16 protein-coding genes and 1 tRNA gene are annotated in these 24,837 nt (G+C 67.3%); 8 read left to right on the top strand and 9 right to left on the bottom strand.

Features of this window, described 5'->3' with window-relative positions; translation table 11 throughout:
- Window positions 1–84 precede the first annotated feature (84 nt).
- Window positions 85–2,499 carry a hypothetical protein gene (locus tag ACE37B_RS24515; RefSeq protein ID WP_409925987.1) on the top strand — a complete coding sequence of 805 codons (2,415 nt, stop codon included), beginning with the start codon at window positions 85–87 and terminating at the stop codon, window positions 2,497–2,499.
- A gap of 177 nt (window positions 2,500–2,676) precedes the next feature.
- Complete coding sequence (gene panB, locus ACE37B_RS24510; protein ID WP_409925986.1) at window positions 2,677–3,531, top strand: 3-methyl-2-oxobutanoate hydroxymethyltransferase; 855 nt, start codon at window positions 2,677–2,679, stop codon at window positions 3,529–3,531.
- Between the two features lie 38 nt (window positions 3,532–3,569).
- On the opposite strand, the gene ACE37B_RS24505 is transcribed toward panB, so the two are convergent.
- From ACE37B_RS24505 to ACE37B_RS24495, 3 genes are all read right to left on the bottom strand, one after another.
- Window positions 3,570–3,986 carry a DUF6941 family protein gene (locus ACE37B_RS24505; RefSeq protein WP_409925985.1) on the bottom strand — a complete coding sequence of 139 codons (417 nt, stop codon included), beginning with the start codon at window positions 3,984–3,986 and terminating at the stop codon, window positions 3,570–3,572.
- A gap of 65 nt (window positions 3,987–4,051) precedes the next feature.
- Window positions 4,052–4,573, bottom strand: coding sequence for a hypothetical protein (locus ACE37B_RS24500; protein WP_409925984.1), 522 nt, complete (start codon window positions 4,571–4,573; stop codon window positions 4,052–4,054).
- A gap of 78 nt (window positions 4,574–4,651) precedes the next feature.
- Window positions 4,652–5,878 (bottom strand): FAD-dependent oxidoreductase, encoded by a 1,227-nt coding sequence (locus ACE37B_RS24495; protein ID WP_409925983.1) that lies wholly within the window; start codon window positions 5,876–5,878, stop codon window positions 4,652–4,654.
- 294 nt (window positions 5,879–6,172) lie between these two features.
- Between ACE37B_RS24495 and eutB the strand changes: the two genes are divergently transcribed.
- Together eutB and eutC are read left to right on the top strand one after the other, a co-directional pair.
- The gene (gene eutB, locus ACE37B_RS24490; protein WP_409925982.1) at window positions 6,173–7,672 is read left to right on the top strand and encodes an ethanolamine ammonia-lyase subunit EutB; all 1,500 of its coding nucleotides are present in this window, start codon (window positions 6,173–6,175) and stop codon (window positions 7,670–7,672) included.
- Window positions 7,669–8,478: an ethanolamine ammonia-lyase subunit EutC gene (gene eutC, locus ACE37B_RS24485; RefSeq protein ID WP_409925981.1), complete on the top strand. Its 810-nt coding sequence runs from the start codon at window positions 7,669–7,671 to the stop codon at window positions 8,476–8,478. The genes eutB and eutC overlap by 4 nt, the downstream gene beginning before the upstream one ends.
- Window positions 8,479–8,511: 33 nt before the next feature.
- Here eutC and ACE37B_RS24480 read toward each other — a convergent pair whose 3' ends face one another.
- Window positions 8,512–9,375, bottom strand: coding sequence for a thioesterase family protein (locus tag ACE37B_RS24480; protein ID WP_409925980.1), 864 nt, complete (start codon window positions 9,373–9,375; stop codon window positions 8,512–8,514).
- Window positions 9,376–9,569: 194 nt separating this feature from the next.
- On the opposite strand from ACE37B_RS24480, the gene ACE37B_RS24475 reads away from it, so the two are divergent.
- Window positions 9,570–10,799 (top strand): HNH endonuclease, encoded by a 1,230-nt coding sequence (locus tag ACE37B_RS24475; RefSeq protein WP_409925979.1) that lies wholly within the window; start codon window positions 9,570–9,572, stop codon window positions 10,797–10,799.
- A 201-nt stretch (window positions 10,800–11,000) separates the two neighbouring features.
- Here the strand turns inward: ACE37B_RS24475 and ACE37B_RS24470 are convergent.
- Window positions 11,001–11,083, bottom strand: a tRNA-Tyr gene (locus tag ACE37B_RS24470).
- Window positions 11,084–11,284: 201 nt separating this feature from the next.
- Between ACE37B_RS24470 and ACE37B_RS24465 the strand changes: the two genes are divergently transcribed.
- Window positions 11,285–11,776: a YajQ family cyclic di-GMP-binding protein gene (locus ACE37B_RS24465; protein ID WP_409925978.1), complete on the top strand. Its 492-nt coding sequence runs from the start codon at window positions 11,285–11,287 to the stop codon at window positions 11,774–11,776.
- Between the two features lie 34 nt (window positions 11,777–11,810).
- Here ACE37B_RS24465 and ACE37B_RS24460 read toward each other — a convergent pair whose 3' ends face one another.
- The 4 genes from ACE37B_RS24460 to acs form a co-directional block, all read right to left on the bottom strand.
- Window positions 11,811–13,205 carry a hypothetical protein gene (locus ACE37B_RS24460; RefSeq protein ID WP_409925977.1) on the bottom strand — a complete coding sequence of 465 codons (1,395 nt, stop codon included), beginning with the start codon at window positions 13,203–13,205 and terminating at the stop codon, window positions 11,811–11,813.
- 225 nt (window positions 13,206–13,430) lie between these two features.
- Window positions 13,431–14,525 carry an IS5 family transposase gene (locus ACE37B_RS24455; RefSeq protein ID WP_409922866.1) on the bottom strand — a complete coding sequence of 365 codons (1,095 nt, stop codon included), beginning with the start codon at window positions 14,523–14,525 and terminating at the stop codon, window positions 13,431–13,433.
- 52 nt (window positions 14,526–14,577) lie between these two features.
- A complete protein-coding gene (locus ACE37B_RS24450) occupies window positions 14,578–15,444 on the bottom strand; it encodes a hypothetical protein (RefSeq protein WP_409925976.1) in 867 nt (288 codons plus the stop codon).
- 86 nt (window positions 15,445–15,530) lie between these two features.
- Window positions 15,531–17,486, bottom strand: coding sequence for an acetate--CoA ligase (gene acs, locus ACE37B_RS24445; protein WP_409925975.1), 1,956 nt, complete (start codon window positions 17,484–17,486; stop codon window positions 15,531–15,533).
- A 232-nt stretch (window positions 17,487–17,718) separates the two neighbouring features.
- Between acs and ACE37B_RS24440 the strand changes: the two genes are divergently transcribed.
- Both ACE37B_RS24440 and ACE37B_RS24435 read left to right on the top strand, forming a co-directional pair.
- Complete coding sequence (locus ACE37B_RS24440) at window positions 17,719–21,255, top strand: RCC1 domain-containing protein (RefSeq protein WP_409925974.1); 3,537 nt, start codon at window positions 17,719–17,721, stop codon at window positions 21,253–21,255.
- A gap of 125 nt (window positions 21,256–21,380) precedes the next feature.
- The coding region (locus ACE37B_RS24435) for a hypothetical protein (protein ID WP_409925973.1) at window positions 21,381–24,837 on the top strand (3,457 nt) is incomplete at its 3' end.

Genomic DNA, 24,837 nt, shown 5'->3' with positions numbered 1-24,837 from the left:
CCTACCGTGGCGGCCATGTTCCGCCGACTCACTGCGCTCATGGCTGCGCCGTGGCGGTCCCGCACGCAACGAGAGGAAGACTCCATGAAACGTCATCGACTCATGGCGGCAACGCTGGCAACGGCCCTCGGTCTCGGCGCCCTCGGGACCGGACACAGCGCCTCCGCACGCACCGAGCGCGTCGACGACGTGCGCGTCGTCGAGGTCGGCGAGGGCGGCAGTCAGTTCGACGCCACGATGGCCCACAACCACGAGAAGGACGAGTTCCTGGTCGTCTACCGCAACGCCTTCGGCACCCAGAACATCTCGGGCGTGCTCCTCGACCGAAACGGTGAGACGATCGCCGGACCGAACGTGCTGGTGACACACGCCAGCGACGACAACATCGACAATGCGCCGCCCGCCGTCGCATACAACCCGACGACCAATCAATTCGTCGTCGCGTTCGTCCGCAGCGACGTCGCCTTCGCCGGAGGCACCGAGGGCCAGGCCGGACACGTGTTCGGTCGCCTCGTGAGCGACACCGGCGTGGTCGCCGGGCCGGAAGTCCAGATCAGCCCCGACTTCTCCCCCAATTTCTTCTGTGTCGCCTCCTATCCCGACGTTGCGTTCGATCCCATTTCGGAGGGATTCGTCTTCGCCTACTACCAGAGCGGCTATTCCGCCGATGACCCCGACTACTGCCCGGGGGTCCCCGTCGGGGCAATCCACAACGCCCTCCTCCATCCGACGAGCGCCGGACTCGACCCGGGCGCGATCGTGCGGGTCCCGCGACCGACGACCGAGGGCCAATTCCCCCAACTCGACGTCGAAACCGACCCCACGAACGGCAACGTGATGGTCGCAACGGTCATCGACTTCGAGGAAGGTGCCGCCTTCCTCTACCGCCCCGACAAGACACTGATCTCCGACATCCCGCTCGTGCAGACCGATCCGGCCAAATTCTTCACGCTTCCGAAGGTCGCCAACGATCCGGGTACCGGCAACTGGCTCGTCACCTGGCGCCAGACCCGAATGATCGAAACTGCTGGCCTCGTGGTGGATGCGGCCGGCAACACCGTGGCACCCATCAGCGTGATCGCTCCCGGCCTCTTCATCGTGGGTCTCGCGGCGACCGGTGACGGCCGCTTCGTTGGCGTGAGTGAGAAGGGGTCGCTGCTGCACCTCGGTGTCGACGGCCAGCTGTTGTCGGCCGATCCCGTCGACGGACTCCGCCCGATGGGCACGCGGGATCCGAGAGCTGGCATCCGCGTCTCCGCGTCTTCGCCGCCCCGTCTCGTGGCTGCCGGTGCCGACTCCTCGACCAACGACCTCGCAGTGATCGCGGCCGACGTGCTCCCACCCGGATCACTCCCCCTCGCTCCTGCGCGCTTGCTCGAGACGCGCGACGGCCCCGGCTTGACGACGATCGACGGCCGGTTCGAGGGCGGCGGAACCAGGACGGCCGGTACCGAACTGACCCTGCAGGTCGCTGGGCGCGGCGGCGTACCCGACGACGCGGCGGCCGCCCATCTCAACATCGCGGCCGCCGGGGCCACACGCAACGGCTTCGTCACCGCGTATCCCTGTGACGCGCCGGAAGTTCCCACGACCTCGAACCTCAACTTCACCGCGGGCGCCGCGGCATCGGCGGCTGCGTTCGTCAAGCTGTCGAGCACGGGAACGGTCTGCCTGTTCGTGTCGACCGACATCCACCTCGTCGTCGACAGCAACGGCTTCGTACCCGACGGAGGCTCGGTCACCCCGATTGTGCCAGCGCGCCTGCTCGAGACCCGTGACGTCCCCGGCTCCACCACCACCGACGGTCAGTTCGAAGGGATCGGCCGGGTCGGTGCGAACTCGACGACCCCGTTGACCGTCGCCGGTCGAGGGGGTGTCGAGGCGAACGCCGAAGCCGTGCTCGTCAACATCACCGCGGTCGCCCCGTCGGCGCAGAATTTCGTCACCGTCTACCCGTGCGGCGAACCGCAGCCGGTCTCGGCCAACGTCAACGCCGCCGCCGGTGGTCTCGCAAACAACCTCGCGCTCGCGAAGATCGGTGACGGTGGAGCGATCTGTCTCTTCTCGAACTCGGCGACAGATCTCGTGGTCGACGTGTCCGCGTTCGTCCCCGAGCGTGGGGGCCTGATCTCCACGGTGCCGGCGCGTTTCGTCGACACCCGATCGGGCTCCCAGACCGTCGACGGTCAGGCACAGGCGGTGGGCCCACTGACGGCCGACGCCGAGGACCGGTTCGTGATCCGCGGCCGCGACCAGGTGCCCGATGCGGCAAGCGGGGTGATGTTGAACGTCGCAGCGATCCGGCCTGACACCGGCGGGTTCATCACGCTGTATCCGTGCGGCGACCGACCGCTCGCCGCCAACCTCAACTTCGCCGCCGGAGCGATCGTCTCGAACGCCGTCTTCGTGAAGCTGGCCGACACGGGCCAGGTCTGCGTCTACTCCTCGACCCGCACCGACATCTCCATCGACGTCGTCGGCTACGTGGTCGACGGCTGAGCTCATCCTCGATCGGGGCACGGCACCAGGCTCGCCTCGCCAACTGCTCCGTCCAGCGCCGATCCACCAAGCGGTCCGTGTCCGACGTGTGCGTTCTCCGCCCCGATGTCAGCGCCGTGCGCTCCGCGGATCGGGCGTGTTCGAGCGGGCGGGTGGTGAGCCCATAGGGTGGGTGTCGTGCCCGAAGAACTTGCTCCGTACGGTTCGAACGCCAACGCCGACCCGGCGCTCAAGCGTGTGCGGACGCGCCACTTCCAGCGCGCCAAGGAGAACGGGATCAAGATCACCGGCCTCACCAGCTACGAGTGCCTGTCCGCCAGCATCTTCGACGACGCCGGGATCGACTTCCTGCTCGTCGGCGACTCGGCCGGCAACACCGTGTTCGGCTACGACACCACGATTCCGGTCACGGTCGACGAGTTGATCCCGCTCACCGCTGCGGTGGTCCGCGCCGTCAATCGGGCGCTGGTCATCGCCGACATGCCGTTCGGCTCGTACGAGAACGGGCCCGACCAAGCGCTCAGCACCGCGATCCGCTTCATGAAGGAAACGGGGTGCCACGCGGTCAAGTGCGAGGGCGGCGTGCGCAGCGCCAAACAGATCAAGAGGATCGTCCGCGCCGGGATCCCGGTGATGGCGCACATCGGGTTCACGCCGCAGAGCGAGCACGGGCTCGGCGGTCACATCATCCAGGGTCGTGGCGACGACGGGGCAGAGCAGTTGTTGGCCGACGCCCATGCCGTCGAGGAGGCCGGAGCGTTCGCCGTGGTGCTCGAGATGGTGCCGTCCGACATCGCCGGTCGAGTGACGAGAGAACTGACGATCCCGACGATCAGCGTCGGCGCTGGCCCGCAGTGCGACGGTCAACTGATGGTCTGGACCGACTGGGCCGGCTTCACGACGGGCCGCATCCCCCGCTTCGTCAAGCAGTACGCCGACCTCGCCGGCACCCTGCGCTCCGCGGCGGTCGCCTATCGAGAAGAAGTCGAGTCCGGCGTCTACCCGGCGCCGGAGCACGAATACGGCGCCTGATCGCCGAGCCACCGACCCGACGCAGCGAGCCAAGCGGTTCAGGCGGGTCGCAACTCGGTGCGGAAACTGATCTCGCCCGCGAACTCACCGTCGATCTCGACGTGCAGGTCGTACTCACCGGGCGAGGGAAACGCCACAGCGGCCATCGGCACGACGATCGGGAACTGACGCCCTTCGCCCGGTTGCAGCCCGAGTGGTGGCGGCGTCTCGTGCATCGCCACGTTGACGGTGGCCACGAGGGTCGCCGACTCGGCCGCCTTGATCTTGATGACCATCTCGTGCGCATCGGCGGCCTCGTGGGGTGGCGCGTACACCAGCATCGCCACGTGGCACGTGAACTTGGCCGGGAAGGTGGGCGCGGCCAGTCGAGTCAGCCCGCCCGACTGGACGAACAGCAGCCCCTCACGAACCTGTGCGAAATCGCAGAGGACGAGCGCATTGAGTCGAGCGGCCATCCCCGCACCGTATCCACCGGGGACCGTTCGTCGCCGAACGTTCCCATGTGCTGACGGGCGCGCCGTCAGCACATCGTGTCACCGTCGGGGTAGACCACCGTGAGCGTCTGCCCCTCGGAGAGGAATGTCTGTGCAACGCTGCACGGCAGCCACGCCGAGTCGACCGACCCCTCGGAGAAGGTGAACCTCACGGCGTCGCCATCGATCGAGACCTCGGGCGACGGATCGAGTTGGTCGGCGACGATCCCCATCATCGTGTCGAGGCCGACGGACGACAGCACCTCGTCCACCTCGTCGGAGAACTCGATCGACCCGTCCTCGCCGACCTCGATCGGGGCTTCTCCGCCGCTCGCTGTGGCACCAGCGTCTGCATCGCCTGCAGCGTCAGCCGACCCGCTGCTCGACTCGCTGCTCGACTCGCTGCTCGGCTCGGCTTGCGGCGAGGCGTCGCCGTCGCTACCGCCGCAGGCGGCGAGCACGAGGAGCGGGGCGGCCAGCAGCACGCCGACGCGCCGGCGGACACGCGGCAGATCATGAACGGAAAGATCGCGACCGGAAGGATCGTGAGGGGAGGTACCTGAAGTCATCCGCGCATTCTTGCCGAACGCAGGCCGCATACGCTGGGGATTTATCGTCCGAGTCCCGCGACGAGCCGCCGGCGACGGTCAGCTGGCGAACGCTCCCGGCGTCGTCATCCCGCGTCCCTTCATCAGCACGTTCCAGTACATGAAGGGCAACCCGTACTTCTTGAGGAGCCACATGTCGTAGCGCTCCTTTTGCGTGTCGATGAGCGGGACCGTCTTGTGAGGCCGCAACGAGTAGTCGAACTCGGCGAGCAACATCCGATTCTGCGCCGTCACGATCGGGCATGACGCATAGCCGTCATAGTGACGGGTGACCGCGTTGCCGGCCAGCAGGTCGATCACGTTCTGGACGACGACGGGTGCCTGCTTGCGGATCGCGGCGCCCGTTTTGGAGTTCGGGCTGCTCCCAGCGTCACCGAGCGCGAAGACCTCCGGGTAGCGGACGTGCTGGAGCGTGTTCTTGTCGATGTCGATCCATCCCTTCGGCTCTCCGGGCACCGACAGCGGGCTCGACTTGATCCAGTCGGGTGCGCTCTGCGGTGGAACGACGTGGACCATGTCGTAACCGAGCGAACTCGTCGTGTCGTTGGCATGGTCACGGATCACGAGTTCTTTCGTCTCCCCGTTGATCTCGGTGACCTCGGACTGGAAGCGCACGTCGATGCCGTAGCGCGCCACGACCTGGTCGAGTACGTTGGCGAATTCGGGTACGCCGAACATCCCTGGCGTGGGCAACACGAGCACGACCTCGATGTTCTGCAGCACACCCTGCCGCTTCCAGTAGTCCGCCGCGAGGTACGCGATCTTCTGAGGCGCGCCGGCACACTTGATCGGCCCGCTCGGCATGGTGAACACTGCCGTGCCCGACGTCGTCTCACGGATGAAGTCCCACGTCTTGGGGGCCAGTTCGAGTGTGTAGTTGGTCGACACCCCGTGCTTGCCGAGCGACTCCTTCGAGCCGGGAAGTTGGTCGAAGTCGAGTTGGATGCCTGGGCACACGACGAGCGCGTCGTAGCTCACCATGTCACCACCGGCCAGATGGACCAGGCGTTCGTCAGGATCGAAACCAACGGCACCATCCTGAATCCAGCTGACCCCTTTCGGGATCAGTGCTGACTGCTCGCGTGCGGTGCTGGCCGCCTTGGCCCGCCCGCCGCCGACCAAGGTCCACAACGGCTGGTAGTAGTGCTTTGTCGACGGGTCGATGATTGCGATGTCGGCTTCACCATTGATCCGCAGACGTGCCGCGACTGCGATACCGGCGGTACCTCCGCCGACGATCACGATGCGGTGATGTGTGTTCCCCATGGCATTCCCCTCGCTTCATCCGGCCGGCCCGCCAACTCGGTGAGCTCGCTGTTGACCGGTATTTGTACGGATATTAGGTTCTTTGGACATTTCAGTCAACACCGGGCTGGTGACACTGCGACCGGCTGGCCTCGCGATTGCGGGATCGCCAGCGGTACCGCACGCGGGCGAGCGCCGAGTGCGCCATGATCTGACGTGTGAAGGACTCGACATGAATGTGCTCGCTGTGAGGGCGCTCGGTGTGAATGTGCTCGGTGTGAAGGCGCTCGGTGTGAAGGCGCTCGGGATGCGGTCATGACGTGGGCGGAGACCGTCGGAGGTGAACGGTTCACGTTCTCGTCGCTGTCCGAGTTGTTGGGGAAGGCCAGCGAGCCCACTTCGGGAGACGCGCTCGCCGGTATCGCCGCGACGTCGAACCGTGAACGAGTCGCTGCGAAGTTCGCGCTCGCGGACGTGACCGTCGCCGAGATCGTCGACGACCCGCTGATCGACGACGACGTGTCGAGCGCGCTCACCGGAGCTGTCGACCGACCGGCGATGGATCAGGCCATCGGTGCATTCACGATCGGCGAACTCCGCGAGTTCGTCCTGTCACCCGGCTTCGCGGATGCGTGGTCGACTCGCGGGCTGGCGCCGCTGATCCTTCCCGAGGTCGCCGCAGCGGTCACCAAGCTGATGAGCAACCTGGACCTCATCGTCGCGGCAGCGCCACTGCGGGTCACGACACGGTGCCGTAGCACGATCGGCGCGCCGGGCGTCTTCGCCGCGCGCCTGCAACCCAACCATCCCACCGACGACCTCTCGGGGGTCGTCCTGTCGATCATCGACGGCCTCCTCTACGGGGCGGGCGACGCTCTCATCGGCATCAACCCGGCGATCGAATCGGTCGACACGGTGGCGTCACTGTCGACGATGCTCGCCGAGGTCATCGACCGCTGGGAGGTCCCGACCCAAGGCTGCGTGCTCGCACATGTGACCACGCAGATCGCTGCACTCGAGCGCGGCGCACCGATCGACCTGCTGTTCCAGTCCGTGGCCGGCACGGAAGCTGCGAACCGGTCGTTCGGCATCGACCTCGACCTGCTTCGAGCCTCGCGGGACGCGGTGCGTGCGCAACACCACGCCCGCCCGGAGTCGTACCCCGGCGAGCAGTTCATGTACTTCGAAACGGGCCAGGGGTCGGCGTTGTCGGCCGGGGCACACGGTGGCGTCGATCAACTCACGTGCGAAGCGCGAGCCCAAGGCGTCGCCCGCCTGTTCGATCCGTTCCTCGTCAACTCCGTGGTCGGATTCATCGGTCCGGAGTACCTCGCCAACGCCACGCAGATCATGCGGGCCGGCCTGGAAGACCACTTCATGGGCAAGCTGATGGGTCTGCCGATGGGCGTCGACGTCTGCTACACGAACCATGTCGACGCCGACCAGAACAGCAACGACAGCCTCCTCGTGCTGCTGGCCTCCGCTGGCGTCAACTTCGTCATGGGCGTGCCCGCCGGCGACGACATCATGCTGAGCTACCAGTCGACGAGTTTCCATGATGTCGCGACCACGCGCCACCTCCTCGGCATGCAACCGGCGCCCGAGTTCACCGCCTGGATGGAACGACGAGGGCTCTGGAAGCAGGGCCGCCTGCAGCACGGCGCCGGCGGCGGAGCGGAACTCGATCGCCTCCGATCGCTGCTCGAACCGGGACTGGCCGCGCTCGATACTGGCCTCGATTCCGGCCTTGATTCCGGCCTCGATCCCGGCCTCGATCCCGGCCTCGATTCCCGCGTCGATGCAGGACGCGCATGACCCGCGACGACCCGCCCACAGAGGGCTCTGCGGTCTCGCTCGGCCCGGTTGCGTCGCGAGCCGATGCTCGCCACGCAGCGAGCGAGGTGACCGCCGCTCGGCTCTTCCTCGATGGTCCGGGCACGTCGTATTCGACGGCTGACCTGCTGCGCCTGCGCGGGGATCACGCCGCGGCGCAAGACGCCGTCCACGCCGAGTTGACGATCGAGGATCCGGGCGTGCGACGAATCGTCGACCGCCTCGGCTTGTTCGGCGTCTCGACTCGGGCGACGACGCGGGCCGAGTACCTCACCAACCCCGACCTCGGCCGATCCCTCGACGACCACGCGCGCGGCGAGATCGTGAGCTCCTGCGAGCACGACACCGATCTCCAGGTCGCCATGGGCGACGGCCTCTCACCCCGCGCGGTCGCCCGCTACGGGGCCGACGTCCTCGAGGCCCTCCACGAGTCGGCCCTCGACCGCGGCTGGACGATCGGACGTCCCTTTCTGGTGTCGCAGTGCCGAGTCGGCGTCCTCAACGACATCGGCGACCTGTTGCGACCGAGTGTGGTGGTGCTGCTGATCGGCGAACGCCCCGGGCTACAGACAGCGCAGAGCATGTCGGCCTACATGGCCTACCGGCCAGCAGCAGGCCACACCGACGCCGACCGCAACCTCGTGTGCAACATCCACGACCGGGGGACGACCCCGGCGATCGCCGTCACCCGCGTGATGGATCTCGCCGAGCAGATGCGCGCAACCGCGGCCAGCGGCATCAGCCTGAAGGAACAACTCGGCCCGCGGCCGCCTGCCCTCGAAGGCTGAAGGTCCTCGACGACGTCGCCGCGCTCGCGTGCGTCAGAGGTGCTCGGCGCGCGATCGCAACTCGGGGTGCAGCCGGGCGGTGTAGTCGGCACGCATGTCGTCGGGAATCGACAGCGCTCGGCGCGCACCGATGTCGAACAGCACGCTGACCAACTCGAACGATGCGAGCAGGTCGCCACGATCGAGGTCGTACACCCACATCGACATCTGGGTGGTCTTGTCGGCGATCGAGGTGGTCGCACTGAACGACTGGATGCGGGTACCCAGCTCGACGGGGCGCTCGATCACCAGCCGCGTCTCCATCGTGGCCCACCCGATGTCTTCACCGTTCGGGCCGGTGTGGACGAGTTGTTGCTCCTCGCCGTCGACGGGCACGCCTCCCCAGAAGAGCATCGGGGCGATCGCCGACGGCACCGTCTGACCGCCGGCCGTGTCGTCGCGATCGATGGTGCGGGGCGCTCGCATCGCGAGGCCGAGTCCGCGAACCTCGTCAAGGGTCGGCCTCGCCATCCTCGCATCGAGATCGATACTGCGCGGTCGACCGCGTTCGGGCAGCTCGATCGTGTCGATGGTGTCGATCGGCGTCTCGGTGCGCGCTCGGTACACGAACGTGGCCGCGATGTCACCGGTGGCCGCGTTGACCAGTTCGTGATAGAGCCGAGTCGAGTGAGCGTCGACGCCGATGACGCCGCTGTGCACTTCGAGTTCGGCACCGAGGAGTTGCTCGCGAAGGTGGCGGGTGTACATCTCGACGATCTGGCCGCTGCCGACGAGCGCCCTGGTCGCTGCGCGAGCGTTCACCGCGTAGTACCGGACGTTCATGTGGCCGAGATGATCGATCTGGTCGGGGGTGACCGTGCTGGTGTGGGTGACGACGAGTCCGTCCGCGAGCGACATGGCCGACCACGATACGAGCGAGCACCGACGGGTGCGGCATCTGGCCAGACCTGAACCAGGCGAGATCGGATGCTCTCCGCAGCCACGTCGACCGACTGGCCCGAATCGTCAAGTCGACTGGCCGTGCCGCTCACCGGATCGGGACGAACGTGTGTTTGTCCAACTCTGTCACACCCTCCTGTCATGATGAACGCATGGATGCAACCCGAGTGATCGAACGAGTGGAACGAGTCGCTGCGACCCGCCTGCTCGTCGCCGCTGGCGCCGCCGGCACGACCGATCTGGGCGCCGCGCTGGGTGATGTCCGAGAGGTCCGCGCCTGGCTCGACCGCAGCGAAACACTCATCGTCGCCGCATTGACCCCAGCGGTGTCGTTCCCCGAAGCTGCGATCGCCGAACACACCCGCGAATCCCTCGGCGCCGCCACGAAGACCATCGAACGGTCCAACACCCTCGACGACGCACCCCACCTCGCCGACGCCCTCGACACCGCCACCATCACCGCCGGCCACGTCGACGCACTGACACGAGCCACCAAAGGCCTCGCCGACCACCAACGCGATGCACTGATCGACGCTGTCGACGCACTCACCGACATCGCCACCCACGCCACCGTCGAACAATTCCAACGACGCATCGCACTCGAGAAGAAACGCGTGCTCGCCGACGACGGCATCGACCGACTCGAACGACAGCAGCGCGCCACCTCACTGCGAACCTGGGTCGACGACGAAGGCATGTGGAACCTACGAGGCCGCTTCGACCCCGTCACCGGCGTACGACTCGCCGCAGCCATCAACTCGGCTGTCGACACGCTGTTCGCCGAGACCGTCCCCGAACACTGCCCCACCGATCGGCTCGCGAAGCAAGACTTCCTGCGCGCACACGCCGTTGCGCGATTGATCGACGGAAAGGCTCGTACTGGCCGACGGTGGGGACGACCCGAGTTCGTCGTCGTCATCGATGCCGACACGCCGGCCGGATCCGGGGTGTCCGCCGACTGGAACATCCCCGTCGAGATACCCACCCAAGTACTCGCCGACCTCGCCAACGACGCCGACATCCACGCCGTCGTCGTACGCAACGGCGTCATCCTCCACGCACCCGGCCACCTCGACGCAGGACGAACCACACGACTCGCCAACCAAGCACAACGACGAGCACTCCGAGCGCTCTACCGCACCTGCGCCATCCCCGGATGCGCCGTGCACTACGACCGCTGCAAACTCCACCACATCATCTGGTGGGAACACGCAGGCCCCACCGACCTCGCCAACCTCCTCCCACTCTGCAGCCACCACCACACCCGAGTTCACCACCACGACTGGAAGATCACACTCGGCCCCCACCGAGAACTCAACGTCGACTTCCCCGACGGAACCCGACGAAGTACCGGACCACCCCGAAGGTCGGCCGCAGCATGAGCAGCGACCGACTCGAAGCGTCGCGAAACGGGCATCGGCACCGAGCATGCGAACGAAGTCCGATAGTTGGTGGGCAATAGCTGATCGAAGCCGGCCGGGATTGACCCCGAAAAAGCCGACAGCCCACCAGCTTTCGCTGACGGGCTCTCAGAACGGGGCGTTTCGCGAACCGGACACCGCCGCTTCACGATCACCCCGGAGTGGGCCGGGTAGGATTTGAACCTACGAAGGCATACGCCGGCAGAGTTACAATCTGCTTCCTTTGGCCGCTCGGACACCGACCCCACTATTGGTCCCCGCCCGCCGAACCTGAGTGGAGCGACCACTCGCCAGAGTTCGCCGAACAGGGCGCCGTGAGCGTATCGGGGCCGACATCGGACTCCCACCGGAAAATCTTCACGCCCAGGATCGGGGCCACGTGGCAGCCGGTCACCGTCGGCTCGGGCCGGGCACCAGCGGCGCAGTGCCGCGTTACTCTGATCCGCATGGCAAGTTTTGATGTCGTGTCCGAAGTCGACCGCCAAGAGGTGAAGAACGCCGTGGATCAGGCGCAGCGTGAGATCGCCAATCGCTTCGACTTCAAGAACACCAACTCCTCGATCGAGCAGAACGAGCTCGTCATCACATTGCACACAGCCAGTGAGGATCGACTCAACGCGCTCCGGATCGTGATGGAGGAAAAGCTCGTCAAACGTGGCGTGTCGCTGCGTGGTGTCGACTACGGCGACGTGCAGGAGGCCAGCCAGAACACCGTCCGCCAGGTGATGACGATCGCTGTCGGCATCTCGTCGGACAAGGCCAAGGTGATCAACAAGCTGATCAAGGAGAAGGCGCCGAAGGGCATCTCCAGTCAGACGCAGGGTGATTCGATACGCGTCAACGGCAAGAAGCGTGATGACCTCCAGGCGACGATGGCGATGCTCAAGGCGAGCGACGACATCGGGATTCCCCTGCAGTTCGAGAACTTCCGAGACTGACGAGCGACCGCGATCCGTTCGCCGCCGTTCGCGATCAGCCGTCGACGTCGCCGCTGCTGCTGCCGCTGCCGCTGCCGCCGACGATCGCCTCGGCCAGGATCGGTTCGGCAGCCACTCGGGCGATTCGGGCCATCTCGGTCGCCGTGACCGTCGGGTCGAGTGCGACTACCTGCATGGCCGAACCCGACTGGGACAGACGTCCGAGGGCCTCGGCGACGGCCGCTTGGTCACCACCGCTGACGGTCACCGCCGACGCCACGGCGAGATCGGCTGCCTGCCACGAGATCAAGTCGCGGGCGATACCGAAACGGGACGTCGGCGTGAATGTTTCGCCCGGATCGCAGGTGCGCAGCTCGACGGTGGTCTGGCTCACGGGTCCGGTGGTCGCCCCGAGTGCGGGCGACGCTGCGGTCACCCAGCCTGCGAGATCACCGGCGAGGAGCGGGAGCACGTCGATCGACGCGGCCTCGAACGTGGCAGCGAAACACGACCGTGCGCCGTCCGAGAACTCGGTCAGGGACGCCGCGGCGAGGTTGGCCGCCATACGCCGAGCGACAGCGGGCTCGTGGTAGGTGGCGAACACCAGATACCAGAACTCGCGGTCCATGGTCCGGGGGCTTGCGACGGCCGACTCTCCGGCCAGCGGCACCGCTTCGCGAGCAGCGGCCAGCGGCGCGCTGACCAGTGGACCGGGCCCGCCGGCGTCGATGTCGTCGAGCGGATTCGTCGCGAGGTCGTCGAACCCCGCCAACAACTCTGCGAAGACCGTCGGCGCGGTGAGTTGATAGTCGAGCACGGGAGGAAGGAACGCGAGCGGCGAGTCGTCAGGCGGACGGATCACGGCGGGGGCTGCTGACTGCGATTGGATGACGTTGGCCTGCTGCAACACGTGCGCCTCGGTCAACGCCGCCTCGAGCATCGTGCGCCGGGCCATACGAGAAGAGAAGCGGAACTCCTGGTCGATGGCGGCGATCGCCATTTCGCGGGTCAGCAATGCGTCGAGTTCGGCGGGACGCACCGCGGCGTCGTGGTACACCTGCCCGTCGGCGCGTGAGTAGCGGGCAGGCGAACGAGCTTCGATGAGCGAATCGAGCACCTGGCGGTCGGTGCCGCCAGCCGCGAGGCCGAACGAACGCCACATCGGCAGGGACTGTTCCCAGGTACCGAGCAGTTCATCGCCGACACGGGCCCGATAGTCCGCCGTCGGCTCCGACACGATCAGCAGCGGTTCGACGAAGTCGACGCCGCGGATCGCCTCGATGTCGTCGGCATACGCCCTCGCGGATTCGTCCCACTCCTCGGGGAACAGGTACTCACGTCCGAAGACGAGGCCGCCTGCGATGAGTCCCGCGAGCACGATGAGCGCCAGGACGAGACCGAAGCCACTTCCGCCCGACGACCGCTTCTGCGGGCGCGTGGTCGTTGGCATGGAGCCGTAAGCGTGCGGATTCGTCAGGTGCGTGGCCGCTAGCAGGGTGCTGAAATTCGGGGTCTGAGGGCGGGACGCCCGGATCGAGGGCGGCCCGCCTCGTTGTCATTGCGCTGGCTTGGTCTTCGATGTCAGTTTTCGGGGATCTCCGTTGTCGGTTTCGGGTGATCGCTCACTGATCCCCGACTCCGGAGGCGGCCGGTGGCGACCTTGCCGAGGTGATCTTCATCCGGTTGCGGCGTCGAGGGCCGTGATCCGGATCAGGTTGTAGACGGCGGCTTCCATCTTGAACCAGGCCCGGTTCCGGTCGTTGCCGATGTAGCGGACCTTGCGGCCCTGGCCGACTGTCTTGATCCAGCCGAACGGTTCCTCCACCCGCTTTCGGATCCGCTGCGACACGGTGTAGCCGGCGTGGCGGGTCGTTCTGGCGTCGATCGCCGATCTTCGGTTGGTGTTGTTCTGCGCGACGTGCGGCGTGAACCCGGCGGCGCGAACGTCTTTCACGAAGTTCTTCGTGTCGTAGTTCTTGTCGCCCGCCACCGTTCTTCGCCGACCACTCTTCGGCAGTCGTTTCAACATGTCGATCGCGCAGTCACGTTCTGCGAACCCGGTCGCCGCTGTCACCTCGGCATCGGCGATCAACGCCGAGCGGTGCTCGATCAAGAGGTGACCGGCGTAGCAGAGCTGGGCGGCGGTGTTGTTCGACTTGCGATACAAGCGTGCGTCCGGATCGGTCGTCGACGCGTGCGTGTCGTTCGAGCGTTTCTGGCCGTGCCACTGCACCTCGGAGTTGCGGCCCTTTGGGCCCTCGTTGTTGTCGCTGCCCGAGTCGTCTTTGGGCTTGAACGACTTGTGCGACGCCCACGCCTGCAACAAGGTGCCGTCGACGGAGAAATGATCCGACGACATGTACCGGCGCAGCTTCGCCTGGCGGACCACGGCGGCGAAGAACTCGTCGGCGATGTCAGCGTCGAGGAGGCGTTGGCGGTTCTTGGAGAACGTCGAAGCGTCGAACGAAGCTGCATCGATCGGGAGGTCGAGGAACCACTTGAACAACATGTCGTAGTTGAGGCGTTCGCAGAACGCCCGCTCGGAACGCATCGAGTACATCGCCATCAACACCGACGCCTTCAACAACTGCTCCGGCGGCACCGACGGACGTCCCGACGTCGCATACATCGCCTCGAACGAAGTGTCCATCGAGGCAAGCACGGTGTCGACCACCACACGGATCCTCCGGATCGGGTGCTCGGCCGGGATCAGGTCCTCGGTGCTCAACGACGACAACAGAGCAAGCTGACGATCAGGCGTTCCACGCATGACCCCATTCTTTTCCATCCAGACACAGAACGCGAGCACCAATCCGGGTTTTTCAGCACCCTGCTAGCTGCGCCGGTAGTGACATGGCAGGCGACGGCGCCGCCGGAGCCGCTGGCACCGACGGGACCGCCGGGGCCGGCACTCCGGTAGCCGGCATTGCGGTCGCCGAAACTGCGGTGGCGGGCATCTCGCCGGTGGTCATGGCGTCGGACGAGAGGCCACCCGACTGGACAGCAGTCAGCTCCCCGGAATGCGTGCTCGCGGCCGGGGCGGCATCGTTCGCAAGCGGGGCGACCGGGGTCGCTTCGACGATCGTCGGAAGCTCACCCTGCGGCGAGGTCGACGGCGGCATCATTCGTGGCACGTCGATCTTGACCGGAGAGAAAGCCGACGTAGGTGGCGCGGTCTGCACCGGTGGCGCGGCGGTCACGTCGGGCGGCTGAGCAGGGGGCGCTGCGGGCGGAGACGACGACACGTTCGGCGCCGGCGACAGCAAGGGTGCCGAGAGCGGCGGCGCCGCAGGCGGCGCCGGAGCGGGCTCACTCGATCGGTCGAACGTCGAAGCGGGAATCGACGACACGCCGGGACTCGACGCGGGAGCGTGGCCGACGTCGAGGCCGAGGGGTGGGGGCCCCGCCGACAACACCGACGGAGGCGTGACGTCGAGCCTCACGCGTTCGACGTCCGGCTCACCGAACGGCATCGACCCCGACGAATCGGTGCCTTCCGTTCGGTCGGCGACGGGGTCGCCGGGTGCCGGATCCGGGCGCTCGGCGACGGTCGAATCGAGGTCCGACTCGGGCGCAGCGTCGCGGTCCGGCGAGTCGTGCCCCGACTGTTGTTCGGACGCTTCCGGCACGACGGAATTCCACGCCATGCTGGGAAGCGGCGCTTTCGATTCTCCGTCGAGCACACTCATGCGGTGCTCATCGGCGCGACCGTGAAGGTTCTTGAGACTTTCCTGACGACTTTCGGCCGGATTTTCTGCCGGATTCCCGTCGTCGCTCAGTCGTCGTTCGACGCTGCGGCTTTGGCCTGCAGTTCGTCGACGATCGAGGCGTCGGCGAGGGTCGTCGTGTCACCGATGTTGCGGCCTTCGGCGACGTCACGGAGCAGGCGACGCATGATCTTTCCCGACCTCGTCTTGGGCAGGTCGGGGGTGATGAAGATCGCCTTCGGTTTGGCGATGGCTCCGATCTCCTTGGCCACATGGTCGCGGAGATCGGCGACCGTGACGTCTGCTCCGCCGCGCAGGATCACGTACGCCATCACCGCCTGACCGGTCGTGGCGTCGTTCGCACCCACGACGGCGGCTTCGGCGACCGCTGGATGCGACACGAGTGCGGACTCGACCTCGGTGGTGGAGATGCGGTGGCCCGACACGTTCATCACGTCGTCGACACGACCGAGCAACCACAGGTACCCGTCGCTGTCGAGCTTGGCGCCGTCGCCCGCGAAGTAGCGATCGGGGAAGCGTGACCAATACGTCTCCTGATACCGCTCGGGGTCGCCCCAGATCCCGCGCAGCATGCCGGGCCACGGGCGGGTGAGGGTCAGGTAGCCGCCGCCGACCTCGACCGGGTTGGCCTCGTCGTCGACGAGCTTGGCAGTCACCCCTGGAATCGGGAACGTGGCCGAGCCCGGCTTCGTGGTGGTGGCGCCGGGAAGCGGACTGATCATGATCCCGCCGGTCTCGGTCTGCCACCAGGTGTCGACGATCGGACAGCGGCCGCCGCCGATGTGTTCCTGGTACCACATCCAGGCTTCGGGGTTGATCGGCTCACCGACGGTGCCGAGGACGCGCAACGACGACAGGTCGTGCTTGGCCGGCTCGTCGGCTCCCCACTTCATGAACGTACGGATCGCAGTAGGCGCCGTGTAGAAGATCGTCACGCCGTACTTCTCGACGATGCTCCAGAAGCGGTCGTTGCCGGGATGGTTCGGCACGCCCTCGTACATCACCTGGGTGCACCCGTTGGAGAGCGGGCCGTAGACGATGTAGCTGTGGCCGGTGATCCAGCCGACGTCGGCGGTGCACCAGTAGATGTCGTCGTCGGGCCGGAGGTCGAACACGTACTTGTGCGTGAAGGTGGTGTGCGTGAGGTAGCCACCCGTCGTGTGCATGATGCCCTTCGGCTTGCCGGTCGTACCCGAGGTGTACAGCAGGAAGAGCAGATCTTCGGCGTCCATCGACTCGGGTGGGCAGTCGGTCGATGCGCCCTCCATCAGGTCGTGATACCAGTGGTCCCGGCCGTCGACCCACTCGACGTCGTTGCCGCCCCGCTTCACGACGACCACGTGCTCGATCGACGACGCGTTGGCACACGCCTCGTCGGCCGCGGGCTTGAGCGGGAACACCTCGCCACGCCGGTAGCCACCGTCGGCGGTGATCAGCACCTTCGCCTCCGCGTCGTTGATCCGATCGGCGAGCGACTGGCTCGAGAAGCCGCCGAACACGACGCTGTGCGGAGCACCGATGCGGGCACAGGCAAGCATCGCGACCGCCGCCTCGGGAATCATCGGCAGGTAGATGTTGACCCGGTCGCCCTTGCGGACACCGAGCCCCTTGAGCACGTTCGCGAACCGCGAGACCTCATCGAGGAGGTCTGCATACGTGATCGTACGGGTGTCGCCGGGTTCACCTTCCCAGTGGAACGCGACCTTGTCGCCCCGACCGGCCTCGACGTGGCGGTCGATGCAGTTGTACGACACATTGAGCTTGCCGCCCTCGAACCACTTCGCGTACGGCAGTTGCCAGTCGAGGATGGTGCTCCACTCCTGATCCCACGAGACGAGTTCGGCGGCCTGCCGAGCCCAGAACGCCTCGTCGTCCTGCGCGGCCTCGTCGTACATCTCGGTGCCCACGACGAGCGCTGACTTCTTGAACTCCTCCGATGGCGGGAACTTCCGCTGCTCGTCAGCCAGTGCTTCGATTCCCGATTGCTGCTCCTGCTCGGCCATGTCAGCGATGGTAGATCACGACAGAGTGGGTCAGACCCACTCTGTCGCAAGCGGGCATACCGGTCGCAATGTCGGAGCCACAGGCGACTCGAGACGTCCGAGAACGACAGAGTGGGTCTGACCCACTCTGTCGCTCTTGCCGTCCGGTTCACGTCGGGATGACGCTCGCGTCCGATACTGGATGTCACCCGTCGCGTCATCTGCCGCATCACTGTCTCGAGAGAACGGACCCATGCACCAACAGTTCGCACCCCGCCGCAACGTGCTCGTCGCCTTCGTGCTCGTCGTCACCGCCGTCGTGGCGACGTTGACGGTGGCGACGTCGAGCCCTGCCTCCGCGTCGACGGCGGGCGCCGTCGACGTGAGCTTCCGATACACGTGTGCCGTGATGGCAGACACGACGGTGCAGTGTTGGGGTCTCGACGTCAGCGGGAAGCTCGGAACGAGTCCGAGCACCGGCGAGGCACGACCGACGCCGACGACGGTGCCCGGCGTGATCGATGCTCGCAGCCTCGCGCTCGGTGAGGAACACGCGTGCGCGCTCCTCGGGAACGGAACCGTGACCTGCTGGGGCGCGAACGACTACGCACAACTCGGACGTGGCACCACCGGTGGCACCGAGTTCGCCCCGGGGATCGTGCCAGGGCTGGCGAACGTCGTGCAGATCACCAGCGGCGGCTACCACACCTGTGCCGTCATCAACGACGGCACGATCTCCTGCTGGGGTGACAACAACGAGGGCAAGGTCGGGATCGACCCGGCGAGTTCGTCGGTCGTCTCCTCGCCGACCGCCGTTGCGGGGGTCGTCGACGTCGTCGAGGCCAGCACGTCGCTCGGCAACACCTGCGCGCTCGACGGTGGCGGGGATGCGTACTGCTGGGGTGACGGAGACGAGGGTGCGCTCGGCAACGGCACGAACGACTCCTCGTTCGTACCGCTTCTGGTTCCGTTCTCCGGCCCGGTCGCCGACGTCGCAGCGGGAGACCTCTACCTCTGCGCGGCGCTGCAAAGCGGCACGGTCGAGTGCGTCGGCGACGGCAGCGACGGCCAACTCGGCGACGGCAACGCGACGCAGAGCTATACGATCGTCGAAGTCGTCGACATCGACACCGCTGTGCAACTCGCCCTCGGCTACTCCACCGCCTGCGCCCGACTCGCCGACGGCTCGATCCAGTGCTGGGGCGAAGGCCAGCGAGGTCGGCTCGGCAACGGCGTCGATTCCGGCGACAACGTCGAGCAGCCGACGCCGGTCGATGTCGAGGGCATCGACGACGCCGTCGAGATCGTCGGGCACGCCGACCATCACTGTGTGCTTCGTGCGACCGGCGCCGTGAGCTGTTGGGGAGATGCCTCCGGCGGTCAACTCGCGACCGACACCCCCGAGTTCGCGACCCGGGCTCGACTCGTTCCCGGCACCGCCGGCCAGCCGATCGCCGAGGTCAGCGTCGGCTTCGGCTTCACCTGCTTTCGTACCGTGGGGGGAGGTGTCGGGTGCGTCGGCGACAACAGCCGGCTCCAACTCGCCACCCCCGGGGTCTCGTCGGCAGACACCGCGACGCCGATCCCCGGCCTGACAACCGCCGCACAGATCGAGTCCGGAGGTGAACACACCTGCGTGCGTCTGTCCGATTCGACCATCCAGTGTTGGGGTGAAGGAGCGTTCGGCCGCCTCGGCAACGGAACGTCGACCGACTTCGACGTACCCACGACCGTGCGGGACGACACCGACTCCGGTCCGCTCACCGACATCGATCAGGTCAGCGGCGGAGAGGACCACAGCTGTGCCGTGACCGGTGCTGGCCTCGCCTGGTGCTGGGGTCGAGGAAGCGACGGGCGGCTCGGCCACGGCCTCAGCCCGACGTCGCAGACGCTGCCGGTGGCGGTCACGGGACTGACCGACGCATCGGCCATCGCCGCCGGTGGCCGGCACTCGTGCGCCGTCGACACCGCAGGCGACGTCCAGTGCTGGGGTGACAACGGCCAACGCCAGTTGGGCACCGGGGGCGTCATCGACGCGACCACACCGGTGGACGTCATCAGCGTCACGGACGTCACGCAGCTGTCGGCTGGCGACAGCCACACCTGCGGTGCGACGACGGCCGGCGCGGTGTGGTGCTGGGGCGCCGACGGTTCCGGAGCACTCGGCGATGGCGCCCTGACCGCGACCGAACCCGTGATGATGACCGGCGTGACGACCGCCAGCCACGTCACAGCCGGGCGTGACGTCACGTGCGTCCTGCTCGACGACGAGACGGTCCGCTGTGCCGGATCGAACGGCCGTGGTGAACTCGGTGACGGCACCACCGAGTCTCGCGACGTCGCGGTCTCGGTGATCGACGAATCCGGTGCTGCGCTCAGCGGCATCGGAGCGATCGCCGCCGACCGGCACGTCTGCACCGTCCGCAAGCCGATCGCCGGGGGCGGGGTGTACTGCTGGGGAGAGAACCGCGACGGCCAGCTCGGCTTCTTCCCGTGGAGCTCGACGCCGGTGACCGCTCCGCTCTCGATGTCGGTCGGCGCCACGACCACCACCACGACGACCACGAGCCCCACGACGACCATCACCACCACGACCACCACCACCACGACGGTGCCGGTCGCGCCGCCGACGACGGCCGACTTGTTCACTGCTGTTGCACCGGCGCGGCTCGTCGAGTCCCGGATCGGCGACACACTGCAGACGATCGACGGCGAGCAGGAGGGCATCGGACGACTCGATGGCGGTGACGAGATCACGGTCGAGGTCGCAGGGCGAGCGGGCGTCGACGACGACGCGGTCGCCGCCATCGTCAACGTCACCGCCATCCGCCCGGGAGGACCCGGCTTCGTCACGACACACCCGTGTCTCGACGACCGGCCCACGACATCGAGCCTCAACTACTCGGCTGGTGTCAGCCTCGGCAACGAGGTGATCGTCGAACTCGACGCGAGTGGCAACGCGTGCCTGTTCACCTCGAACGCGACCGACGTCGCCGTCGACATCGTCGGCTTCTTGCCGGCCGGCAGCCCGTACGTGGCGGTCGGGCCAGCTCGACTCGCCGACACGCGCACCGTGTCGGCGGCCGAAACCGTCGACGGTCAGTTCCTGGGCGACGGCACGGTTCCCGCCGGTGGCACCTATCGAGTCCAGATCACCGAGCGGGCTGGCATCCCCGATGGGGCGGACGCAGCCGTGGTCAACGTCACCGCGATCCGCGCCTCGGGGGTGGGCTTCTTCACCATCCATCCGTGTCTCGCCACTCCCCCGACGGCGGCGAGCCTGAACTACACGGCCACGGCGAACCGGGGCAACGAGATCATCGCTCCGGCGTCGGCGGATGGCGAGATCTGCGTGTTCACGTCGGCATCGACCGACCTGGCGATCGACGTCGTCGGCTACATCGACGCACCGGCGTACCGTCCCATCGCGCCCGCTCGCCTCCTCGAGACGCGGGTCGGACCGGGACTCGACACCGTGGACGGGAACGCCGAAGGCATCGGCAAGCTCGGCGCCGACACCGAGACGAAGTTGCGGGTCGGTGGCCGCAACGGGATCCCCGCCGACGCCAGCACCGTGACCATCAACGTCACCGCCATCCAGGCCGAAGCCGTCGGGTTCATCACCATCCACCCCTGCCTCGGCCAGCCACCCACCGCAGCCAGCCTCAACTACGTGCCCGGCGTCAACGGCGGCAACGAGATCATCGCCCAACTCGACACCAACGGCGACCTCTGCATCTACACCAGCGCCACCACCCACCTCACCATCGACATCGCCGGCCACACCTGAGCGACAGAGTGGGTCAGACCCACTCTGTCGCAAGGCGTATCGGTTTGTGTCAGACACAAACCGATACGCCTCGGCGGACGGTTCCGTTCACGCTCCGCTCACGGGCGACGACTTGAATCGACAGCATGGGTACATCTGAACTGCCGAAGCGCAACGTCGCGATCCGGCTCGCCGTGTCCGTCGCCGCACTCGTGGCGTCGGTCGTCGTGGCGTTCGCCGTGCCGAGCGGTGACTCGACAGCCGCAGCGAGCCCCACATCGGGCATCTCCGCCGGCGTCGACCATACCTGTGCGGTCGACCCTGATCAGACCGTGCGTTGCTGGGGCAGCAACATCAGCGGTCAGCTCGGCGATGGCACCACGACCACCTCGTTCGCGCCCGTCGACGTCGTCGGGCTCACCGACGTCGAGGCCGTGGTGGCCGGAACGTCACATTCGTGCGCGCTCCGCACCGACAGCACCGTCTGGTGCTGGGGAAGGAACTGGGACGGCCAACTCGGCAACGGTGCCACGTTCGTCCTCGCGCAAAGCACGCCGGTCCAGGCGGCCAACCTCGAGATCGGTGGATCCCCGGCGGTGGTGGACATCGCGCTCGCATCAGACTCCACCTGTGCCCTGATGTCCGACGGCACCGTGCGCTGCTTCGGAGCCAACTCCGATGGTTCCGTCGGGGACGGAACGGCATCCGCCCGCCAGCCCACCGCCGTCGACGTCGGGCTCACCGGGATGGACAACCTGACCGGAGGAGGTTCCGGCGGGAACGGAGCGTTCTGCGCCTGGAGCGACGCGGGTGCGGTGCACTGCTGGGGCCGCAACAGTTCGGGGCAATTCGGGTTGGGCGACAGCACGCAACGCAACGTCCCGACGCCGATCCCCTCCCTCGGCGGTGCCACCGACGTAGCGATCGGATCGGCTCACCTGTGCGCCACGACGGCGGGCGGCGGCGTCCGCTGCGCTGGCAACGGGAGCCGGGGGCGCCTCGGCAACGGCGCTCTGTCTGGTACTTCGACGACGCCGGTCGACGTCGTCGGGCTCGACGACGCCGTCGCCGTGCGGGCGGGAAGCTCGCACACCTGCGCGTTGCGCGCCACGGCGACGGTGGTGTGCTGGGGAGGCGGCTCCTCCGGACAGATCGGGAACGGCTCCGACGCCGACCAGGCGACCCCCGTGCCGGTTGCGTTGGCCGACGTCGTCGCGATCAGTGCGTTCGGCGCCCACACCTGCGCGACCACCGCTGCGTTCCAGGCGAGGTGTTGGGGCTCCAACAGCAGCGGTCAACTCGCCGCAGCGCCAGTGATCTCGAAGCCGACGGCCGCGCCGATCTTCGGCAGCCAAACACCACTGGCGGTGACGACCGGTCGAGATCACACCTGCGTGGCCGTGTCGACGTCGACGATCCGGTGCCTCGGCCTCAACAGCAGCGGCCAACTCGGCGACGGGACCACCAACTCCTCGGCGGCACCCGTCACGGTCAGCGGGCTCGCAGGGCCGCTGGTCGGACTCGATGCCGGTGAAAGCCACACGTGCGCGCTTCGCAACGACGGCACCGTCCGATGTTGGGGCAGCGACGGACAGGGCCAGATCGGGCCCAACGGGAACTACGCCATCAGCGGCACCCCTCCGGTGCCCCCGGTGCCGTCGGCCGTCGAGGTCACCGGCATCGACGATGCGAGTGCCCTCGCGCTCGGACAGAGTCACTCCTGCGCGCTACGCACCACGGGTGGCGTGAGCTGTTGGGGTGGCGGGTTCGAAGGGCAACTCGGCACCGGAGTCCCCACGCTGGCGTCGCCCAATCCGCTCGACGTCGCGGGGATCAGCGACGCGGTCGACATCGACTCGGGGCGGCTCCACACCTGCGTGATCACCGGCGGCAACCTCGCCTCGGGCGGCCCGATCGAGTGTTGGGGCGACCAGACCTCCGGACAACTCGGTAACGGCGTGACCGACGGCGGAGCGAACGCCATCGCACCGGTGTCGGTCACCGGCATCACCGACGCGGTCGACGTGTCGACGGGGTTCAACCACACCTGCGCGATCGTGGGAGGCGACCCGACCGGCGGTGCGATCGAGTGCTGGGGTGACAACTTCTGGGGACAGCTCGGCGACGGGACACAGACCGACAGCAACACCCCGGTCGGCGTGACCGGCATCTCGACAGCGGTCGCGCTCGCAGCCGGCAGCGATCACACCTGCGCGTTGCTGGCCGACGCAACCGTGACCTGCTGGGGGAGCCAGACATCGGGCCGGCTCGGCGACGGGATCGTCGGGTTCATCTCGACGACGCCTGTTGCAGTGGCCGGGTTGACCGCTGTCGAATCTCTCAGTGCCTTCGATCACTCGTGCGCGATTCGTAGTGTCGCATCGGGCGGGGGACTGTGGTGTTGGGGCGACAACGACCGCGGACAGCTCGGCGAGTTCCCGTTCGAGTGGTCCCCGATCACCATCGCGACCGTCACCTCGGTGTACGCGACCACGACCACGACGACCACCACGACCACGACGACCACCACCACGACGACCACGACGGCTCCGGGAGGAAGCACGAGTACGACTGCGCCGACCACGGTGCCCGGTGGCTCGACGCCCCCGTCCGACGAGGTGTTCGTGCCGGTCGAGCCGGCTCGTCTCGTCGAGACCCGGAGCGGGCCGGGCCTGATCACTGTCGACGGCGAACAACAAGGGATCGGTCGCCGCGCAGCTGGCAGCGAGCTCACCGTCGACGTCGCCGGTCGCGCCGGCATCCCCGACGACGCAGCCGCCGCTGTCGTCAACATCACCGCCATCCGACCCGCCGGCACCGGCTTCGTCACCGCACATCCGTGCCTGGATGACGTCCCGCTCAGCTCGAGCCTGAACTTCACGGCCAATGTCAGCCTCGGCAACGAAGTCGTCGCCGGCCTCGACGCCGACGGCAACCTCTGCCTGTTCGTCTCCAGCGACACCGACGTCGCCGTCGACGTCGTCGCCTACCTTCCTGCCAGCGCCGCCTACACAGCCGTCGGCCCGGCCCGTCTGCTCGACACTCGGACCGGACCCGGCATCGACACGATCGACGGCGACGACCTCGGCACCGGACCCCGACCGGCCGACAGCGAGACGCCACTGCAGGTGACGCAGCGAGCGGGCATTCCCGACGATGCTCGCGCCGCCGTGCTGAACGTGACCGCCGTGCGCGCCGATCGCACCGGGTTCCTCACCATCCATCCGTGCCTCACCACCCGACCGACGACCGCGAGCCTCAACTACGTGGCGGGCGTCAGCCGAGGCAACGAGATCATCGCACCGCTGTCGTCGGACGGCGAGGTCTGCATCTACACCTCCGCAACCACGGGGCTCACGGTCGACGTGGTCGGCTACCTCACCAGTGACGACTACACCCCGTTCGGCCCGGCCCGCCTCGCCGACACACGACCCGGGCAAACCACCGACGACGGAGCATTCGCCGGCAACGGCAAACTCGCCGCAACCGAAGAACTCCGTCTCGATGTGGCGGGCCGACTCGGCATCCCGGCCGATGCGGCCACGGTCACCATCAACGTCACCGCCATCCAGGCCGAAGCCGTCGGGTTCATCACCATCCACC

It is taken from the genome of Ilumatobacter sp. (assembly GCF_046290335.1).
In the GTDB taxonomy this organism is placed as follows: Bacteria; Actinomycetota; Acidimicrobiia; order Acidimicrobiales; family Ilumatobacteraceae; genus Ilumatobacter_A.
This window is presented reverse-complemented; position numbering and strand designations above follow the sequence as displayed.

Coding starts and splice junctions, on each gene's coding strand:
- ACE37B_RS24455 (WP_409922866.1), bottom strand. CDS start 14,525: ATGCGTGGAACGCCTGATCGTCAGCTTGCTCTGTTGTCGTCGTTGAGC.
- acs (WP_409925975.1), bottom strand. CDS start 17,486: ATGGCCGAGCAGGAGCAGCAATCGGGAATCGAAGCACTGGCTGACGAG.
- ACE37B_RS24495 (WP_409925983.1), bottom strand. CDS start 5,878: ATGGGGAACACACATCACCGCATCGTGATCGTCGGCGGAGGTACCGCC.
- ACE37B_RS24515 (WP_409925987.1), top strand. CDS start 85: ATGAAACGTCATCGACTCATGGCGGCAACGCTGGCAACGGCCCTCGGT.
- ACE37B_RS24475 (WP_409925979.1), top strand. CDS start 9,570: ATGGATGCAACCCGAGTGATCGAACGAGTGGAACGAGTCGCTGCGACC.
- ACE37B_RS24500 (WP_409925984.1), bottom strand. CDS start 4,573: ATGACTTCAGGTACCTCCCCTCACGATCCTTCCGGTCGCGATCTTTCC.
- eutB (WP_409925982.1), top strand. CDS start 6,173: ATGACGTGGGCGGAGACCGTCGGAGGTGAACGGTTCACGTTCTCGTCG.
- ACE37B_RS24460 (WP_409925977.1), bottom strand. CDS start 13,205: ATGCCAACGACCACGCGCCCGCAGAAGCGGTCGTCGGGCGGAAGTGGC.
- eutC (WP_409925981.1), top strand. CDS start 7,669: ATGACCCGCGACGACCCGCCCACAGAGGGCTCTGCGGTCTCGCTCGGC.
- ACE37B_RS24505 (WP_409925985.1), bottom strand. CDS start 3,986: ATGGCCGCTCGACTCAATGCGCTCGTCCTCTGCGATTTCGCACAGGTT.
- ACE37B_RS24450 (WP_409925976.1), bottom strand. CDS start 15,444: ATGAGTGTGCTCGACGGAGAATCGAAAGCGCCGCTTCCCAGCATGGCG.
- ACE37B_RS24480 (WP_409925980.1), bottom strand. CDS start 9,375: ATGTCGCTCGCGGACGGACTCGTCGTCACCCACACCAGCACGGTCACC.
- ACE37B_RS24465 (WP_409925978.1), top strand. CDS start 11,285: ATGGCAAGTTTTGATGTCGTGTCCGAAGTCGACCGCCAAGAGGTGAAG.
- ACE37B_RS24440 (WP_409925974.1), top strand. CDS start 17,719: ATGCACCAACAGTTCGCACCCCGCCGCAACGTGCTCGTCGCCTTCGTG.